This is a genomic window from Vibrio sp. H11, assembly GCF_004804295.1.
In the GTDB taxonomy this organism is placed as follows: domain Bacteria; phylum Pseudomonadota; class Gammaproteobacteria; order Enterobacterales; family Vibrionaceae; genus Vibrio; species Vibrio ostreae.
Genome location: NZ_SSHN01000004.1, coordinates 229143 through 248662 on the forward strand (window position 1 = coordinate 229143; position 19520 = coordinate 248662).

At 48.5% G+C, this 19520-nt stretch carries 16 protein-coding genes; 10 read left to right on the forward strand and 6 right to left on the reverse strand.

Features of this window, described 5'->3' with window-relative positions; translation table 11 throughout:
* The first annotated feature begins 459 nt into the window (after nucleotides 1-459).
* From dinG to rsmS, 3 genes are all read left to right on the forward strand, one after another.
* A complete protein-coding gene (gene dinG / locus E6C74_RS08110; RefSeq protein ID WP_136484198.1) occupies nucleotides 460-2535 on the forward strand; it encodes an ATP-dependent DNA helicase DinG in 2076 nt (691 codons plus the stop codon).
* Nucleotides 2536-2670: 135 nt separating this feature from the next.
* Nucleotides 2671-3219 (forward strand): primosomal replication protein, encoded by a 549-nt coding sequence (locus E6C74_RS08115; protein ID WP_136484199.1) that lies wholly within the window; start codon nucleotides 2671-2673, stop codon nucleotides 3217-3219.
* Nucleotides 3219-3383, forward strand: coding sequence for a pleiotropic regulatory protein RsmS (gene rsmS, locus E6C74_RS08120; RefSeq protein WP_136484200.1), 165 nt, complete (start codon nucleotides 3219-3221; stop codon nucleotides 3381-3383). The genes E6C74_RS08115 and rsmS overlap by 1 nt, the downstream gene beginning before the upstream one ends.
* Before the next feature lie 153 nt (nucleotides 3384-3536).
* Here rsmS and E6C74_RS08125 read toward each other — a convergent pair whose 3' ends face one another.
* Nucleotides 3537-4550, reverse strand: coding sequence for an NAD(P)-dependent alcohol dehydrogenase (locus E6C74_RS08125; RefSeq protein ID WP_136484201.1), 1014 nt, complete (start codon nucleotides 4548-4550; stop codon nucleotides 3537-3539).
* A gap of 247 nt (nucleotides 4551-4797) precedes the next feature.
* On the opposite strand from E6C74_RS08125, the gene xthA reads away from it, so the two are divergent.
* Complete coding sequence (xthA, locus tag E6C74_RS08130; protein ID WP_136484202.1) at nucleotides 4798-5607, forward strand: exodeoxyribonuclease III; 810 nt, start codon at nucleotides 4798-4800, stop codon at nucleotides 5605-5607.
* Between the two features lie 95 nt (nucleotides 5608-5702).
* Here the strand turns inward: xthA and E6C74_RS08135 are convergent, their stop codons facing one another.
* From E6C74_RS08135 to E6C74_RS08150, 4 genes are all read right to left on the reverse strand, one after another.
* Nucleotides 5703-6380 (reverse strand): ABC transporter permease, encoded by a 678-nt coding sequence (locus tag E6C74_RS08135; protein WP_136484203.1) that lies wholly within the window; start codon nucleotides 6378-6380, stop codon nucleotides 5703-5705.
* A 2-nt stretch (nucleotides 6381-6382) separates the two neighbouring features.
* Entirely contained in the window at nucleotides 6383-7123 is a 741-nt protein-coding gene (locus E6C74_RS08140) for an ABC transporter permease (protein WP_136484204.1), read from the reverse strand.
* Nucleotides 7124-7342: 219 nt separating this feature from the next.
* Nucleotides 7343-8119, reverse strand: coding sequence for an ABC transporter substrate-binding protein (locus tag E6C74_RS08145; protein ID WP_168796987.1), 777 nt, complete (start codon nucleotides 8117-8119; stop codon nucleotides 7343-7345).
* A gap of 146 nt (nucleotides 8120-8265) precedes the next feature.
* A complete protein-coding gene (locus E6C74_RS08150; protein ID WP_136484206.1) occupies nucleotides 8266-9036 on the reverse strand; it encodes an ABC transporter ATP-binding protein in 771 nt (256 codons plus the stop codon).
* A 605-nt stretch (nucleotides 9037-9641) separates the two neighbouring features.
* Here E6C74_RS08150 and E6C74_RS08155 point away from each other — a divergent pair.
* The 5 genes from E6C74_RS08155 (at nucleotide 9642) to E6C74_RS08175 (ending at nucleotide 16328) form a co-directional block, all read left to right on the forward strand.
* Complete coding sequence (locus E6C74_RS08155) at nucleotides 9642-11186, forward strand: DUF3360 family protein (protein WP_136484207.1); 1545 nt, start codon at nucleotides 9642-9644, stop codon at nucleotides 11184-11186.
* A gap of 375 nt (nucleotides 11187-11561) precedes the next feature.
* Entirely contained in the window at nucleotides 11562-13838 is a 2277-nt protein-coding gene (gene pflB / locus E6C74_RS08160; protein ID WP_136484208.1) for a formate C-acetyltransferase, read from the forward strand.
* A 305-nt stretch (nucleotides 13839-14143) separates the two neighbouring features.
* Nucleotides 14144-14884, forward strand: a complete 741-nt coding sequence (gene pflA / locus E6C74_RS08165) for a pyruvate formate lyase 1-activating protein (protein WP_136484209.1) — start codon at nucleotides 14144-14146, stop codon at nucleotides 14882-14884.
* An 87-nt stretch (nucleotides 14885-14971) separates the two neighbouring features.
* A complete protein-coding gene (locus tag E6C74_RS08170) occupies nucleotides 14972-15613 on the forward strand; it encodes a hypothetical protein (protein ID WP_240798156.1) in 642 nt (213 codons plus the stop codon).
* A 214-nt stretch (nucleotides 15614-15827) separates the two neighbouring features.
* Nucleotides 15828-16328: a YfbU family protein gene (locus E6C74_RS08175; RefSeq protein ID WP_136484211.1), complete on the forward strand. Its 501-nt coding sequence runs from the start codon at nucleotides 15828-15830 to the stop codon at nucleotides 16326-16328.
* 91 nt (nucleotides 16329-16419) lie between these two features.
* Here the strand turns inward: E6C74_RS08175 and E6C74_RS08180 are convergent, their stop codons facing one another.
* A complete protein-coding gene (locus E6C74_RS08180) occupies nucleotides 16420-17175 on the reverse strand; it encodes a MipA/OmpV family protein (protein WP_136484212.1) in 756 nt (251 codons plus the stop codon).
* A 356-nt stretch (nucleotides 17176-17531) separates the two neighbouring features.
* Between E6C74_RS08180 and E6C74_RS08185 the strand changes: the two genes are divergently transcribed.
* A complete protein-coding gene (locus E6C74_RS08185) occupies nucleotides 17532-19466 on the forward strand; it encodes a PrkA family serine protein kinase (protein ID WP_136484213.1) in 1935 nt (644 codons plus the stop codon).
* Nucleotides 19467-19520: the final 54 nt, after the last annotated feature.

Sequence of the window (19520 nt, forward strand, 5' to 3'; positions counted from 1 at the left end):
TTTATTGATGATGGTTGCATGACTCTGCGTTCACTTACCATCGCCACTAATTTCGAGGTTTAGATTGCAAAAGATAATGCTGGCTGTCAAATGGCTTATAAAAATTTTATAAAAAGCAAAAAAATAAATATAAATCAATAATTTAAAGATAAAGCACATCTAAAAAAGGCCAATTTATAAGCAAAAAACTAAGAAAGCCTAAATGTTAAATACTTTAACATTGCAGAATTTAAAACCAAGAAGTGCGGTTTATAGAGACTTACACAGAATAATATACATGCAACTGTCCTTTTTTGGGGTTTTATATTTTTCATATTTCAAATTAAATTTAAGTGTATGAAGGTTCAGTTTTTTTTTGTGAACGGGATCTAGATTTAATGTAAAAGCATTCAATTTCGTGAACTACTTATCGCTTAGCAAAGTGTGCTAACATCCCGCTCCCGATATGCAGGTCCCGTTATGCTCACAACAAAAATTCAAAAATCGATCAAAACCAGCTACCAAAACCTCCAAAGTCAGCTGGACAATTTCGTCCCGCGACGCGCTCAAAATTTTCTGGTGGCGGAAATTGCCAAAACATTATGTGGCAATTATCACAAATCGACCCGAATGCTGGTTGCTGAAGCCGGGACCGGGATTGGCAAATCGCTCTCGTATCTGATGGGCGTGATTCCTGTCGCGGTGAACAACAACCGCAAAGTGGTGATTTCCACCGCGACAGTGGCACTGCAAGAACAGCTGATAAACAAAGATTTGCCTCTGTTTCGCCGCATCACAGACCAAAATTTCTCTTTTATTCTGGCCAAAGGTCGTCAACGTTACTGCTGCGCGGAAAAACTGGCCGTGGCGAGCGGAGCCGATGGCGGTCAGATGGCGATGTTTGAATCCAAGCCATCGCAAAACGACATCGAAACGCTGCAGGAGCTCTACAGCCAGCTTTCACAAGGTAAATGGGACGGTGACCGGGATTCATGGCCAGATACCCTGTCTGACGCGATTTGGAGCACTATTGTCAGTGACAAGCACAGCTGCAACGGCAGCTTTAGTGCCCACCGTCAGTGTCCGTTCCAGAAAGCGCGCTCAGAACTGGATAAAACCGATGTCATTATTGCCAACCATAGCCTGGTAATGGCTGATGCCGATCTCGGCGGCGGAGTGATCTTGCCTGAGCCGGAAAACACGATTTACGTGTTTGACGAAGCCCACCACCTTCCTCACGTAGCGCGCGAGCACGCTTCTGCAGCCGCAACCATGAAAGGTGCCGCTTCCTGGCTGGAAAAACTCAATCAAACGCTGACCAAATTTGCCGGTCTGGCAGACGAGAAACGCGTGGCCCGCTTTCGTAATGAAACCCAGGTCGCCTTACAGCACCTGATTCCGACCCTGACCCAGATGCCCAAACAATTTGACCCGATGGCCTTTGAAGAGAAACGCTATCGGTTTGAGCACGGCGATTTACCAGCCTGGCTGGAAGAGGAATCAAAAGAGCTCAAGCGTCAGAGCCAGAAAGCCAATCAGGCGGTGGCTAAAATTGCCGATTTGATTGCCGAACGGGTCAAAGAAGGTGAACTGGCTTCACGCCTGGCAGAACCTGCCCTGGCCGAACTTGGGTTTTATATTCAGCGCCTGGAAAACCTGGCTCAGGTATGGCATTTAATGGCGGAACCAAAACGTGAAAAAGGCGCTCCCCTCGCCCGTTGGCTTGAATTAAGCCCGGAACGCGAGGGGGACTATGTGGTCAACGTATCCCCGTTAGAGATTGGCTGGCAACTGGATCAACAGATCTGGAGCCGCTGTGTTGGCGCAGTCCTGGTATCGGCCACCATGCGCGCACTCAATTCATTCAGTTTTTTCTGCCGTCAGGCCGGCATCAGTGATAGAGCAGAAGATGGCGTGCAATTTCTCGCTTTAGCCTCGCCGTTTGATTATCAGAATCAGGCAGAGCTGCTGATACCAGTGATGAAATATGAACCGCAGGCTCCGGAGTACACCCGTTATCTGGCCGATAAAATCGACACTTACATCCAAGATGGCAAAGCCAATCTGGTGCTTTTCGCCTCTTACTGGCAGATGAAAGAAGTCGCGGAGATTGTTTCCAAGTTATTCATCAAAAAAGGCTGGGCGCTGCAAGTTCAGGGTGAAAAATCGAGGAAAGAAATTCTCAATAAACATAAAAACCTGATCGAAAAAGGTAAAACCAGCGTGCTTTTTGGCACCGGAAGTTTCTCAGAAGGCCTTGATCTCCCGGGGGAATTACTGGAAAACCTGATTATCACCAAGATTCCGTTTGCGGTACCAACCTCGCCGGTAGAACAAGCGCACGCAGAATACATCCAGAACCGCGGCGGTAACCCTTTTTTACAGATTACCGTACCAGAAGCGAGTAAAAAGCTGATTCAGTCAGTGGGGCGTTTGCTGCGTAAGGAGCGCGATTGCGGTAGAGTGGTGCTACTCGACCGCCGCATCGTTTCCAAGCGATACGGTAAGTCTCTGCTCGACTCTTTGCCGCCGTTTAAACGTAAAATAGAATATTGATCGGTTCGGATTCATACAGACACAGTACAATGGTGGGTTACCCTTGTCGGACGCCAGATGTGAACGCATTACGTACTTTTAACGCATAACGCACCTTGAACGCAAAACGTACCTGAACGGACAATAAGCTAAATTATGAGTGATTTTTCCCGTTTAAATAACCTGTTAGAGCAGCTTAAACAGAACGCTGCGCAATTAGATCGCCGCCGTGGTGAGCATCACCAACCGCTGTTTGATGAGGTGCTATTTCACTGCCACGGCAAACTGCTGACGCCATGTGTTCAGGAAGCGCAAAGTACCCTGACCACTATTTTGCGTGAACAGGAGGCGGGTAAACTGACTCAGCCGCGCGCTGAGTATCTGACCGAACGTCTTCTGGCCCAGATTAGTGCTATTCAGCGCGAGTTATCCACCCAGGCAATCCGCAAAAGCGAACCGAAACACAGCAGTTATTATCGCAAACCCATCAGCGACCTGTATCAGGAGCTTGCCCAGCACCAGGAATGGGAACGCCGTCTGATGGAGATGGTCAGAGACAAACAATACGCCCTCGATAGCGCCCCGGCCTTCCAAAAACAAGTGGCCCAGACAGCATTGCTGACTGTTGAGCAGAGACTAAAACGCTGTCAGGATGCCAAAGCTAAAATTGAAAAACAGATTACTTACAGAGAGAAGAACCAGTAATGAACGAGCCTAATGTTCCCCTCAGTGATGCACCGGATGAAATTAAACTGGCCGTTGATTTGATTTACCTGCTGGAAAGCAATGAGGTTGACCCTGAAGTTGCGCTCAAAGCCCTCGAATTCGTCAAGGCTGATCTGGAACACAAGATTGCTCAGTCATCCTGATAAACGAGTTTATAGCCAGAGAGTTCTTAGGCACGAGCACAACCCGCCTTCCTGCGGTCAAAAAAGAAAAAGCGAGAGTAGCCTCTACGCCACCCTCGCTTTTCGCACTGTCAGTAATTCAGCTCACTATGGGCAGAACGTCCGTCAACAGACTTACCATTCCACACACACCTTTCCAAAGTGTTGCCCGCTGGCCTGATAAGCAAAAGCTTCGGCCAGTTGCTCAAACCGGAACGTTTTGTCGATAACCGGGCGCAAACCATTTTGCTCAAGCGCAGTGATAAACTCCTGCTGATCCTGGCGACTGGCAACGATCAACCCCTGCAAACGGCCCTGTTTAGCCATCAGGGTCGCGGTCGGTAAATCACCCTGCACGCCGGTCAGCACACCAATCAGGGCGATATGACCGCCGACTCTGATTGCATTGATTGACTGAGCAAGGGTGCCGGGACCACCCACTTCCACCACATGATCCACACCGATTCCGCCGGTCAGGCGCATGACCTCTTGTGCCCACTCAGGGTGGGTGCGATAGTTGATCACGTCATCGGCGCCAAGCGCTTTTACCTTGGCCAGTTTTTCATCCGAAGACGACGTCGCAATTACCCGGGCACCCATTGCTTTAGCTATCTGAATCGCTGCGATCGAAACTCCGCCGGTGCCCAGGGTTAACACAGTGGCCCCCGCTTTCAGCTGGCCATCAACCACCAACGCACGCCATGCTGTCAGTGCAGCCGTCGTAATCGTGGCTGATTCAGCATGACTCCAGCCTTGCGGCGCTTTGGTGAATGCGTTAACCGGTCGCACAACAAACTCAGCCGCCATTCCGTCCACACCATCACCCGGCGTATGCCCAAAGTGACCAACACCCGCAAATGCTTTACCCGCCACCCAGTTGGGAAAGAAGGTCGACACCACACTGTCACCCACAGCAAATTCCATCACACCATCACCGATAGCTTCAACAATACCTGCGCCATCCGACATCAGGATACGATCCGCTTCTGTCGGTACTGTGCCATTTGCAACCAGCAGATCATGGAAATTCAGTGAACTTGCTTTGATCGCGACCCGGATCTCGCCCGGACCAGGCTGACCAGGATCGGCAACTTCACTGACAACTATCTGTTCAAGACCACCGGGTTGAGTCAACGTTAACGCTTTCATGAAACCTTCCTTCAATTGTAATTACGCCTATTCAGGACCAAGAATGCAATGGGCATCACTGTAGCAATGGATAGCACTGTAGCAATAAATACCGCAGTTTTCGAATGCCAGCGGATTCAGTGATGCATGCAAAAGCCGTTCATTTCTCTTCATCCGCAATGCGGCGATTGTCTGTAAACAACAGCGAAAAGTGTTACTATTCCGGCTAATAGAAAACCACCACAGCATTCAAGGGGTTCCAGTTTATATGAAAGTGATAAGCTTTAACATCAACGGCTTGCGAGCACGCTTGCATCAACTGCAGGCGGTGATCGACAAACACCAGCCGGACGTGATCGGCCTGCAGGAAATTAAAGTACACGATGAGGCATTCCCGTTAGCGGATGTCGAAGCGATGGGCTACAAAGTTTACTTCCACGGCCAGAAAGCACATTACGGAGTGGCCATGCTATGTAAGCAAGAGCCGATTGAAGTGCGCAAAGGTTTCCCGACCGACAGTGAAGAACACCAGAAGCGCATGATTATGGCCACCTTCCTCAATGAGCAAGGTGAAAAAGTGACCGTGCTCAACGGTTACTTCCCGCAAGGCGACAGCATTCATCACGAAACTAAGTTTCCGTACAAGCGTCAGTTCTACCGCGACCTCATGACCTACCTGCATGATTACCATACCCCTGATGACCAGTTAATCGTGATGGGTGATATCAACATCAGCCCTATCGATCTTGATATCGGTATTGGCGAACCGAACCGTAAGCGCTGGCTGAAAACCGGTAAGTGCTCGTTCCAGCCGGAAGAGCGCGAGTGGTTGCATACATTGCTGAACTGGGGCTTTGAGGACACATTCCGGAAGTTGCACCCTTCAGTCGACGACCAGTTTTCGTGGTTTGATTACCGCTCTCGCGGCTTCGATGATAACCGCGGACTACGGATTGACGTGATTCTGGCGACACCGGCCTTGGCAGCGAAATGTAGCGAATCCGGAATTGATTATGAGCTGCGTGGTATCGATAAGCCATCCGATCACGCGCCGATCTGGTCGACCTTCAGCGCTTAATCTGGGTTCAACCCTCACGTGAGCACAAATACAAATAGCCCTGCAGATGCAGGGCTATTTTTTTCTGTCTCTTTCTGTTCACTAACCGATAGGCATTAACTCAGTGGGCGCAAATAAGCCAGAAAACGTTTTTCGGCTTGTTTGAAACACCAGATGATGATAAAGGTCAGGCACATGTAGAACAGACCTGCCGTCAGGAAAGACTCAAAAGGTGCATAGTAGCGCGAGTTAACCAGACGAGCGGCGCCGGTTAAATCCATAATGGTTACGATACCCGCGACCGCACTACCGTGAACCATAAAGATCACTTCATTGCTGTAGGCCGGCAGTGCGCGGCGTAATGCACTTGGTAAGATAATGCGGCGATAAATCTTCCAGGTCCCCATACCGTACGCTTTAGCGGCTTCCACTTCACCTTTTGGCAGGCCATTGATGGCGCCGCGGATGATTTCTGCTGTATAAGCAGAGGTGTTAAACACAAATGACACCAGCGCGCAGAACCAGGCGTTTTCCCACAAAGTATCTTTCACCGGGAAAAACTGGTCCATACCGTAATAAATCAGGTACAGCTGCACCAGCAGCGGGGTACCGCGGAAAAAGTAGATGTAAGCCCATGCCGGAGCGTTAAACAGATAATTGCGGCTGTTGCGTGCAATCGCTAACGGAATAGCAATGCTCAGACCGATAATTAACGACAGACCAACCAGCCATACCGTAGTCCACAGGCCGCTGAAGTAGATAGGTAAACTATCAATGATTAATGAAAAGTCCATATCTACCTCATATGAATACTGAATTTGCGTTCAACCAGTTTCAGTAAACCGGTAGAAATGCTGGTAAAGACCAAAAAGATGATCGACACCGCCATGTAAAAAGTGAACGGCATTTTCGTTGAACCGGCAGCGAGCGAGCTGACCCGCACCATGTCTTCCAGACCGATGATTGAAACCAGAGCGGTGGTTTTCAGCAGTACCAGCCAGTTGTTACCGAAACCCGGTAAGGCGTGACGTACCATCTGCGGCAGCAGAATACGGCGGAACGCCAGCACTGAGCTCATGCCATACGCTTTAGCGGCTTCCATTTCGCCTTTGTCGACCGCCATGATCGCACCACGAAATGTCTCAGCCATGTAGGCACCGAAGATAAATCCGATCGTCAGTACACCGGCGATAAACGGACTGACATCAATGTAATCCGGCAGATAAGAAACCCACTCGTGATTCGGATCACTGGAAGTGAACCAGTTATTCAGCCACTCATTGATGGCATACAAGCTGTTGTTAAGCAGGATCTGTCCGCCAAAGAAAATCAACATCATCAGCACCAGATCCGGGATGCCGCGAATAATAGTGGTGTAAACGGTCGCGACTGCGCGCGCCGAACGATAAGGTGACATTTTGGCAAGTGCACCCAACATACCAAGTACCATCGCAAGCAGCAGTGATAACAACGCCACTTCGATGGTCAGAACCGCCCCTTTTAGAATAGAGGCTTCATATCCCTGTAAATCCAGCATAAAAAAATGTTTCCTAGTCCTAGGGTCAATCCGGTTAACTCAATGGATTCGCTGTTCTCTCGAAAGAGTCATGTTAGTCACACAGGATCACCTGACCCTAAACACCTGGTTGCCGGGTACTGCTACGAACTAGGAGCCAGCAACCAGGAATGCCTTTTGTCTTTCAGCGCGGCCTTATGGCCGGCAGCCCAGCATTACCACTGGAGACAAGCGGGCTAATTATTCACCGTAAACGTCGTACTTAAAGTACTTCGCCGCGATCTTCTGGTATTCACCTTTGCTACGCAGCGCGTCGATTGCTGCGTTCAGTTTGTCCGTCAGATCTTTATCTTGTTTGCGAGTCGCGATACCGAAACCTTCACCAAACCATTTTGGATCAGTCAAAGAAGGGCCAACGAATTCGTAGTTTTCGCCACCTTCTTTGTTCAGCACGCCATCTTCCAGCGCTGAAGCATCGCCCAGTACAGCGGCAATACGACCGTTTGCCAAGTCAAGGTAAGCTTCATCAAATGAACCGTAACGAACAATTTCTACCGAGTCACCGTAGTTATCTGTCAGGTATTTGTCGTGAGTAGTCGCACGCTGCACACCAATTTTCACACCTTTCAGACCATCAGCAGAAAAATCCAGGTTAGCGCCTTTCTTAGCGATAAATTTATTTGGAATCAACGCGTACTTATGAGTAAAGTCGACCTTCTTACGACGTTCGTCAGTGATAGACATCGCCGCAATAATCGCATCGTACTTACGCGCCAGCAGTGACGGAATAATACCGTCCCAGTCCTGAGGGACGATCTTACATTGCACCTGCATTTCTGCGCACAGTGCATTGGCCATATCCACATCAAAACCCTGCAGTGAACCATCTGCTTCAGTCCAGCTGAACGGCGGGTACGCGCCTTCAATACCGAAACGTACGGTTGTCCATTCTTTAGCCTGTGCAACACCTGTTGCAGCTGTCGCGGCTAATGCTGCCACTAGTAACCACTTTTTCATTTCCATACTCCTGTGATCGTATTGTTTTGTTTATAAAATTTTTAATTAAAAAAATTAGTATAGGTGAACTGTCCGTCGCTGCCGTCTTACATCCTGTGCAGACCACATGACTCCTCTGCTTTATCGTCGGTACGAAGGCAATAAACTCAGTAAATCGAGGAAATAAACTGCTTCAGACGCTGTGAATCCGGATTCTTAAATAATTTAGCCGGATCACCCTGCTCTTCAACCCGTCCCTGATGCAAGAACATCACGTGGTTAGACACATCGCGGGCAAACGCCATTTCATGCGTCACCACCAGCATGGTGCGGCCTTCTTCGGCCAAGTCCCGCATTACGCCTAAAACCTCACCAACCAACTCGGGATCGAGAGCTGATGTCGGTTCATCAAACAGCATCACTTCCGGATCGACAGCTAAAGCCCGCGCAATCGCGGCACGTTGCTGCTGACCACCGGACAGGTGACCCGGATAATAATCACGCCGTTCGTATAAACCTACTTTTTTCAGCAATAGTTCGGCATTTTCAATAGCTTGTGCTTTAGGTACACCAAGAACGTGCACCGGAGCTTCAATCACGTTCTCCAGTACCGTCATGTGTGACCACAGATTGAAGCCCTGAAAAACCATCGCCAGGCGTGAACGGATACGCTGCACCTGTTTTTCATTGGCTGGTGAAGAGTGACCCTGACGGTCTTTCTTCATCTGAATTTGTTCGCCCTTAACCCAAATATCCCCTGCTGTCGGGGTTTCGAGCAAGTTAATGCATCTTAGAAAGGTACTTTTACCCGAGCCGGATGATCCGATAATCGAAATTACGTCACCCTTGTGAGCCTGAAGAGAAATGCCCTTCAGTACTTCATTCTGGCCAAAAGTTTTGTGCAGGTCTTTTATATCCAGCGCTGGTACATCTGTCATGCGCTCTAACTCCCTGAATTTTATATCTGTCGAGCTTTCGCTCTTAATTTTCGATACAAACTAGCATTGTCACCCTTAACATGCAACAAATTATTAACCTGCAAAACAATGATATTTAGTTGTTTTATCTGAGTATAAATTCATATTTTAGCCAATTCATCTTCAAAATACGCATATAAACACATTGTACAAGCACAATATTCCACTCAGATTCATTAACATTTTCGTAAAAACACGAACTGGTACTAAATTTATCATTAACACATTTCACGTTTTGCTAAATGTCTGTGTTCCACTTTGGAAATGGTAGTAAACATTACACACTGAAATATATTTTCCTGATGACTGAACGTTATGTGGCTGATTTCTCTCCCAATATGTAGCTTTCTTTCATTTCGGTTCTTTACCTGATCAAGATCAATCAGCCTCCGATTTAAGCACGTTAAACTCGCCACTAATAAAAGTATTAATAATACCATCCACTTTATAGGGTTAACTGTCTCCACACCGGCTCTCAGCCCGTGCGGTCAAGGTTTCCCCCTGTGACAACGACGTGTTTTTCAAAATTAAATCAAAAATTACTTACTTTTAAATATGAGGAATCTATGTCAGACGTAGCCAACCTAGAGCGCTCAGACATCGACACACAGAGCTACAGTGAGCTCCATCGTCCTGCATCTGAGTTTGCAAGCCGTTCCGATTATCTTGATCACGAACTGCAGATCATGAAACCGCGCCGTTTCGGTCTCAATTTGCCCGGACGTGATTTTCGTTTTGAACTGGAAGACCTGGTCCCCGCTCTGGCTGGTACTATCGGTATTATCGCGATGTATTCTGCGGTGATGATGTCCTGGGCCGATGGTCTGACTCAGGCCTGGGACCATATTAACCTCGGTAAAGAGTTCGCCATCGAAGTCTCCCGGGTAGAAATGCTGCTGCCAGCACTGTTTTTCTGTGTGCTGGCCTCTGGCTTTATTAACCCCAAAGCCAACCTGGCAGGCAACCACGGACCAATGATCCCTCTTATCGGCTCTATTGCACTGGCCGGTGCCCACCCTCTTGCATTGGCTATCCTGCTTGGCGTATTCGGTTTACTGCTGAGCTACTTTAAGGGTGGCTCCAAGCTGGTCAACCTGACCTCTGAAGGCACTGCCGGTGGTCTGCTCATCTTCCTTGGTTTTACCGGTACCATGAGTCAGATTACTTCGATTCAAACCTGGGCCACCAACCTGCAGTCTGCAGATGTCGTGGCGGGAAGCATGGGCTATGTCGGCTTAGTCGTACTGGGCATCAACATCGTTATCTACGCGATTCTGGCCAAGTTAAGTCTGCGCTGGCTGGCTATCCCGGTCTGTGCAATGAGCGGGCTGCTGATCGCCATGGTATTTGGCGCGGGGTTTGATTTGCGTTTTGAAACCCAGATGGGTCTGCCAAACCTGAACCCGGTCTACTGGTGGGGATCAACGACAGAAGGCTGGATGCTGGGTCTGCCAAATCTGCAACACTTCATCGCTTCGCTGCCGTTTGCCATCCTCGCCGTTGCAATGTGGTCACCGGACTTTCTGGGTCACCGAATCTTCCAGGAGCTCAACTATCCGCGTAAGACTGAAAAAGTGCTGATGGACGTCGATGACACCATGACCATGTGTTCCGTTCGTCAAATGGTGGGCACTGCACTGGGTGGCGGTAACATCACTTCGTCATGGGGCACCTATATGATTCCTGCGGCTATCGCTAAACGTCCGATTCCCGGTGGCGCCATTATTCTCGGTCTGCTGGTCATGACCATCGCTATTCTTGGCTTCCCGATGGACGTTGCCGTCTGGCCACCGGTCATGCGCTGTGCCCTGCTGGTTGGCGTGTTCCTGCCCCTGCTGGAAGCAGGCATGCAAATGATTAAAGACACTAAATCGTCACAAGCAGCTGGTATCTGTATTTTCGGCTCAGCCGTGGTTAACCCGGTTCTTGCCTGGGCACTGACGATGCTGCTGGATAACAACGGTTTGATTGGTGACAAAGAGCGCGCCGCTAAGCTTTCCTTTGTTGATAAAGTGGTCATTCCGGGTGGTGTGTTAATTATCTGTTTAGTGGCTATGCTTGCTGTGGGCATGCTAGAGAGCCAGTACGGCTTGCAAGCATGGCTGCACTGATAGGCAACATGAATCAACCGCATTGATAGCGCTTCGGCCTGTGACTTTAAAGTGGCTGACCGCAGTGAATTCAGCAACATTCTTGGGTAGTGCCAGTCACTACCCAAACTTTATTTTAATTTTTTAACTTTTATTGATTTAGTTTAAGGTTTGCGGATTTTTTTTAGCTTAAATTGTCAATCAAGGGAAACAAATACCAATATCTATATTCAAACAGGTGAGTATCTTTTTCGTGAAGTGAACTAGGATACCGAATTAAATTTGAATACAGATATTGTTATTAAGAGTGTACTGCTTCTCTCCTGTCAGAGAGATAGCTGGCTCAACGGCGAAACAGTACGTATATTTTTTTGCTACTAAAAAGGTAGGTATGTCATGGCAGAGCAATTTGCTAAAGCTTGGGAAGGTTTTGCAGCAGGTGACTGGCAAAACGAAGTAAACGTTCGTGATTTCATTCAGAAGAACTACACACCGTACGAAGGCGACGAATCTTTCCTTGTTTCTGAAGGTACTGAAGCAACCAACAAGCTTTGGGCACAGGTAATGGAAGGCATCAAACAGGAAAACTCCACCCACGCTCCTGTTGATTTTGATACTTCAGTTATCTCTACCATCACTGCTCACGATGCAGGCTACATCAATAAAGATCTGGAAACGATTGTTGGTCTTCAGACTGAAAAACCACTGAAACGTGCCATCATCCCTAACGGCGGTATCCGCATGGTTGAGGGTTCTTGTAAAGTGTACGGCCGTGAGCTGGATCCTCAAGTCTCAAAAATCTACTCCGAGTACCGTAAAACTCACAACCAGGGTGTATTTGATATCTACACACCTGACATCATCAAATGTCGTAAGTCCGGCGTTCTGACCGGTCTGCCAGATGCCTACGGACGTGGCCGTATCATCGGTGACTACCGTCGTATCGCTCTGTACGGTATCGACTTCCTGATGAAAGACAAATTTGCTCAGTTCAGCTCTCTGCAAGCGAAATTCGAAAATGGCGAAGATCTGCAACTGACCATGCAACTGCGTGAAGAAGTGGCTGAACAGCACCGTGCGCTTGGCCAAATCAAAGAGATGGCAGCAAAATACGGCTACGATATTTCTCGTCCGGCTGAAACCGCACAAGAAGCGATTCAGTGGACTTACTTCGGCTACCTGGCTGCAGTGAAATCGCAAAACGGCGCGGCCATGTCTCTGGGTCGTACTTCAACCTTCCTGGATGTGTACATTCAGCGTGATATCGAAGCGGGTAAACTGACTGAAGAACAAGCTCAGGAAATGATCGACCACTTCGTGATGAAACTGCGTATGGTACGTTTCCTGCGCACTCCTGAGTACGATGAACTGTTCTCTGGCGACCCAATCTGGGCAACGGAATCTATGGGCGGTATGGGCCTTGACGGCCGTACACTGGTCACTCGTACTAACTTCCGCTTCCTGAACAGCCTGTACACCATGGGTCCTTCTCCAGAGCCAAACATCACTGTGCTTTGGTCTGAAAGCCTGCCTGAAGGCTTCAAGAAGTTCTGTGCGAAAGTGTCTATCGACACCTCATCTATCCAGTATGAGAACGATGACCTGATGCGTCCGGACATGGAATCTGACGACTACGCCATTGCATGTTGTGTATCACCAATGGTGGTCGGCAAACAGATGCAGTTCTTCGGTGCTCGTGCCAACCTGGCAAAAACCATGCTGTACACCATCAACGGTGGTGTGGATGAGAAACTGAAAATCCAGGTCGGCCCTAAGATGGAAAAAATCAGCGCCGAAGTTCTGGACTACGATGACCTGATGCAACGCATGGACCACTTCATGGACTGGCTGGCAAAACAGTACGTTACTGCACTGAACGCGATTCACTTCATGCATGACAAATACAGCTATGAAGCGTCTCTGATGGCTCTGCATGATCTGGACGTGAAACGTACTATGGCATGCGGTATTGCTGGTCTGTCTGTTGCGGCTGACTCTCTGTCTGCTATCAAGTACGCGAAAGTGAAACCAGTACGTGACGAAGACGGCGTAGCGATCGACTTCCAAATCGAAGGCGATTACCCTAAATTTGGTAACAACGACCCTCGTGTTGATGATATCGCTTGCCAGCTGGTCACCATGTTCATGAACAAGATTCGTGCACTGAAAACTTACCGCAATGCGATTCCGACTCAGTCTATCCTGACTATCACTTCAAACGTGGTATACGGTAAGAAAACAGGTACGACACCTGACGGTCGTAAAGCAGGCGCGCCATTTGCACCGGGTGCTAACCCAATGCACGGCCGTGATGAGAAAGGCGCCGTCGCCTCTCTGACTTCAGTCGGTAAACTGCCGTTTGCAGATGCGAAAGATGGTATCTCGTACACCTTCTCTATCGTACCAAATGCACTGGGTAAAGATACTGAAGCGCAGAAAGCGAACCTGGCGGGTCTAATGGATGGTTACTTCCACCACGAAGCGGGTATCGAAGGTGGTCAGCACCTGAACGTGAACGTACTGAACCGTGAAACGCTGCTTGATGCAGTGAAACATCCAGAGAAATATCCGCAGCTGACTATCCGTGTATCCGGTTACGCAGTGCGCTTTAACTCTCTGACTACTGAGCAGCAACAAGACGTTATCGCTCGTACTTTCACTGACTCACTGTAATCGCTGAGCTGATTAACACACTCTGTTAATGCGCAATCCCCGCTCCTGGAGCGGGGATTTTTTCTTATCAACAGGCATCACCGCCTGCGCTCTGTATTCGATACCAACAACAGCAGCGCCCGGAGATTTGTTTAACGCAGTGAAAGTAACAACCTACTGATTCATAAAAAGTTCAATACTGAGAATGCACCCTCAGTGGCGAGATGTCGCACGCAAATTTAACCTCACTTAAGGTAAGGTAAAGCTATTTTCACCCCCCTTTTTGTAATAAAATAACGAAAACAGTCAGCAAACGAGAGCAGCTTATGTCTACTACTGGTCGTATCCATTCTTTTGAGTCTTGCGGTACCGTTGATGGTCCGGGAATCCGATTCATTATTTTTCTGCAGGGTTGCTTATTCCGTTGCAAATATTGTCATAACCGCGATACCTGGGATACCCATGTCGGCAAGGAAGTGACGGTCGATGAAATCATCACAGAAGCCAAATCCTACCGCCACTTTATGCGCGCATCCGGCGGTGGCGTCACCTGTTCCGGTGGCGAATCTATGCTACAACCTGAATTTGTGCGTGACTTTTTCCGCGCAGCTCAGGCTGAGGGCATGCACACTTGCCTCGATACCAACGGTTATATTCGTAAATACACGCCTGTTATTGATGAAGTACTTGAAGCAACCGATCTGGTGATGCTGGACATCAAACAGATGCAGGATGAAATTCATCAGAATCTGGTGGGAGTCTCCAACAAACGTACCCTGGATTTTGCCCGTTATCTGCATAAACTGGGTAAAACCACGTGGCTGCGTTATGTCGTGGTACCGGGGTATACCGATGACGAAGAGTCAGCCCACCTGCTTGGCCAGTTTATCCAAGATATGGACAATATAGAGAAAATTGAACTGCTGCCTTATCACAAACTGGGGGCACACAAATGGGAAGCGATGGGCGAAGAGTATCCGCTTGAAGGCGTTAATCCGCCGAGCAAAGAAACCATGGATAACATCGTAGCAGTTCTTGAGCAGTATCACTCAAACGTAAAATACTGATTTAATCTGCGCCGCGAATCGTAAACAATACCAGCCTGATGCTGGTATTGTTTTGGAGTTTACGTGGCGCCTGAAACTGTCTTCTCTCTGATCATCGCCCTGACCTTTGTTGTCATTGCCTTGCGCGATGTGCGGACCAATTTCTGGCCCAAGTTTAGCGCTGATAAATCATTTCAGCATCTGACCTTTTTTGTCATCTTCGCCCTGTTTCTGCTCTGGTCAGCGCGCGCCAGCGTCAAGCAAGACCTGCACATTCATTTTCTCGCCCTGACAACATTAACCATGATGTACGGCTGGCGCTGTGCTTATTTCCTAACCATCCCTGTGATTGGCGCCCTGATGACAGTTGGCAGCCTCAGTGCTGCTGACGCCCTGCATACGCTGATGATTTCTGCGCTGCTGCCAATTTTAATCAGCTACGCAGTTTTTGCTCTCAGTTATCATTATCTGCCACGTAATATTTTTGTATTTATTTTCGTGGCCGGCTTCTTCAATGGCGGTCTTACCGCGCTGCTGCACCTGCTGTTCAACTCGCTGTATCAATACACATTCACTCGCTACGACTGGGCGACCATCGTCGATAATTACCTGATGCTGGCCCCATTGATCGCTTTTCCGGAGGGGCTACTTAACGGCATGGCCCTGGCCATCCTGTCGGTATTCAAGCCTGAATGGCTGAGAGTCTTTTCAGATCGGGATTACATTTACAATCACTATCACAACAAGTAATCCGCAACTCTGTTTTCGTTACCTTTTGTGCCTGTAATAAGAGCATGCGTGACTGGGTAGCCTGTATCGGACCAAAGCAGAATTTGATCAAAGACGGGAAAGATAATTTTGATTTTCTGACGCAGATAGGTGGTCAGATCAAGATTGACCAATCATGAAAACTGGTAATCTTAATTTAGCAAAATTACACAATTTAACTTTAGTGAGGCCAGCGATGGAAATGACTAACGCACAACGTCTTATCCTGTCTAACCAGTACCAGTTAATGTCTCAGCTCGATCCGGCCAATGCCGCTCAGTACAAACGTCTGCGCACCATTGTAGAGCGTGGTTACGAGCTGCAGATGCGTGAACTCAATAAAGAGTTCGGATGTCTGTCTGAAGCACAATGCCGTGAAGTCATCGATATTATGGAGATGTATCACGCGATGCAGGAATCCCATAACCTGCTCAAAGATGCCGAGCGCGCTGACGTGGATAGCCGTCGCCTGAACTTCCTCGGTTTTGATCTCGCAGCCGAAGCATCGTTGGTCAATTATGTGCGCTTTCTGGTGAATTCAGAAGGACTGTACCCACAATTTGAACAAGGCGACCACCACTTTAACAGCCAGGTACCGATGTTGGATAAATATCGCCGTATGCTGGTGACATGGCATACTTGCCCTCGTCAGTACCATTTATCCGCGGCTGAGCTGCGTCAGATCGTCAGTGCCTGAACACCCTTGTCTTAAGAGCTATACAGAATAAAGAAAAAGGCCGGATAAATTCCGGCCTTGTCACTATCAACATTGGTACATAATACCAATATCAGAACTGGTACATAATACCAATCGTACCCATGGTCGCAGCACTGGAACCGACCACCGGGCTGTCAGATACTGTACTGTCCAGGTTCGAATAACGGATACCACCGTTAACCTTAATATTCTGCGTCACCTGCCAATAGGCAGAAGCACCGATAAAGTATTGTCCGTCCCATCCGGCATCAAATTCTCTCAGCCCGGTGCGATCCGATTCCGCTTTCGACACTCCGTACAAATGGTTATTAAGCTGACTCGAGTTGTACGAGTAACCGATACTCGGGGTCAGGCCCCAGTTGCCGAAATTGAACGGCATGCGCCACGCAAGTTCACCGTACAAACCATTGTGCCGCCCGGCCACGTCACCACCAAAGGTCGCTTCCCATACACCAGCCAGGGTGCGCAATTGATAACTGACCCCACCAAGAGCGGTGGACTTACGTTTGTCCAGCTGGCGGATCTGCGCATCATCCGAATCTTCCGGCTGTAATGTACGAGGATCATAAGCAAGGCGGAAAATGATATTTTGCTGTGAGCCGCGAGGGAACAGACGGTACCCTGCATTGAAGCCGCGCAAAAACAGGTGTTCGCCTTCATAGCCAATCACAGGGATCACCGTGCGATCCGAGTCTGTGTCCTTATAAACCGCTGGCGAGTACGCCGCCGCCACCCCTACAGACCACGGAGAAGTGTCGGCTTGAGCTGCTGTAGCCATCAGCAACGCAGCCGCAGCCACGCTTAACGAAGTAGAGTTTAATCGCATACTTTGTGAACTCGTTGCATATGTTTAAGAGCTAACGATGATATATCCTGCCCTGTGCAGACACAATCTTTGCCCCGTTTTTTCTCGGTTTTCCGCCCCAATCCGGTGATTTCTCATCCTGACCGCCCCTTCATGGCACTGCTTTTGCTGAGGATATATCCAGCATAACCATTGAACATTTAGTTCCTATTCATCGTAAAAACATTGTGAGCGTAAGACGTAATTTCAATCACGAAATTGAAATAAATACATAATCTCTAAGCAAAATCGACAATACCGAACTAGGCTTAAGTTGTTAGGGAATTGTGTTTTTAAGCGGTTGTATGTCACTACGACATTTTTAGAGGGGAATTACTATGAGTATTTTTGACCACTTTCAGGCACGCTACGAAGCAGCCAAGGACGAAGAGCTTTCCATTCAGGAATTTCTTGCTCTGTGTAAAGAAGACAAAAGTGCTTACGCCAATGCTGCCGAGCGCTTACTGATGGCCATTGGCGAACCCAAGCTTGTGGATACGTCCAAAGACTCTCGCCTGAGCCGACTTTTCTCCAACCGGGTCATTTCGCGCTATAAAACGTTCGAAGACTTCTACGGTATGGAGGAAGCCATTGAACAAATCGTTTCTTATCTGAAACATGCGGCCCAAGGCCTTGAAGAACGCAAACAAATTCTGTACTTACTCGGCCCGGTGGGCGGCGGTAAGTCATCGCTGGCTGAAAAACTGAAAGCATTAATGCAACAGATGCCGATTTACGTCTTGTCAGTCAACGGTAAACGCAGTCCGGTCAACGACCATCCATTTTGTCTGTTCGATGTCAACGAAGACGGCGACCTGCTGCAAAAAGAGTATGGTATCGAAAAACGTTACCTGCGCTCAATTATGTCTCCTTGGGCGGCTAAGCGCCTGCATGAATTTGGCGGCGACATCACCAAATTTAAAGTGGTCAAAGTACGTCCTTCCATTCTCGACCAGATTGCCGTGGCGAAAACTGAACCAGGCGATGAAAATAACCAAGACATCTCATCTCTGGTCGGTAAGGTCGACATTCGTCAACTTGAGCACTTCTCACAAGACGATCCTGATGCCTACAGCTACTCAGGCGCGCTGTGTCGTGCCAACCAGGGGTTGATGGAATTCGTCGAGATGTTCAAAGCGCCAATTAAGGTGCTGCACCCGTTACTGACTGCCACACAGGAAGGTAACTATAACGGTACCGAAGGCCTGTCTGCGCTGCCGTTTGACGGCATGATTCTGGCCCACTCTAATGAATCGGAATGGCAGACTTTCCGCAACAACAAGAACAACGAAGCATTTCTCGACCGGGTTTACATTGTGAAAGTGCCATACTGTCTGCGTGTGTCTGAAGAGGTGAAAATTTATCAGAAACTGCTCGACCACAGTGAACTGTCCAACGCGCCGTGCGCGCCAAGCACTCTGGATCTGCTCGCCCAATTCAGTGTGCTGTCACGCTTGAAAGCCCCGGAAAATTCGTCAATCTTCTCGAAGATGCGGGTTTATGACGGTGAAACACTGAAAGACACTGACCCGAAAGCGAAAAGCTATCAGGAATATCGCGATTACGCTGGTGTTGACGAAGGGATGTCCGGCCTGTCGACTCGTTTCGCCTTTAAGATCCTGTCGCGCGTGTTCAACTTCGACCAAATCGAAGTGGCCGCAAACCCGGTCCACCTGTTCTACGTGATTGAACAACAGGTTGAACGCGAACAATTCCCGCAGGAAACCGCCGATCGCTACCTGGAATTTGTGAAAGGTTATCTGGTACCGCGTTATGTCGAGTTCATTGGTAAAGAGATTCAGACCGCTTATCTTGAGTCTTACTCCGAATACGGTCAGAACATCTTCGACCGCTACGTGACGTATGCTGATTTCTGGATTCAGGATCAGGAATACCGTGATCCGGAAACCGGCCAGCTATTCGACCGCTCAGCCCTGAACAGTGAACTGGAAAAAATTGAAAAAACCGCCGGTATCAGTAATCCGAAGGATTTCCGTAATGAGATCGTTAACTTCGTATTGCGTGCCCGCGCCAACAACAATGGCCAAAATCCGGTTTGGACCAGTTACGAAAAACTGCGTACGGTCATCGAGAAGAAAATGTTCTCCAATACAGAAGAGTTACTTCCTGTTATCTCTTTCAATGCGAAAACCTCTTCTGAAGATCAGAAGAAACACGACAACTTTGTCGCTCGTATGATGGAGAAAGGCTATACAGAGAAGCAAGTACGCTTGCTGTCTGAGTGGTATTTACGCGTGCGTAAATCCTCTTAACAGCTAGCCACCCCTGAGCAAAAAGGTGACGGCGCCCCAAGCGCCTCACCTGAC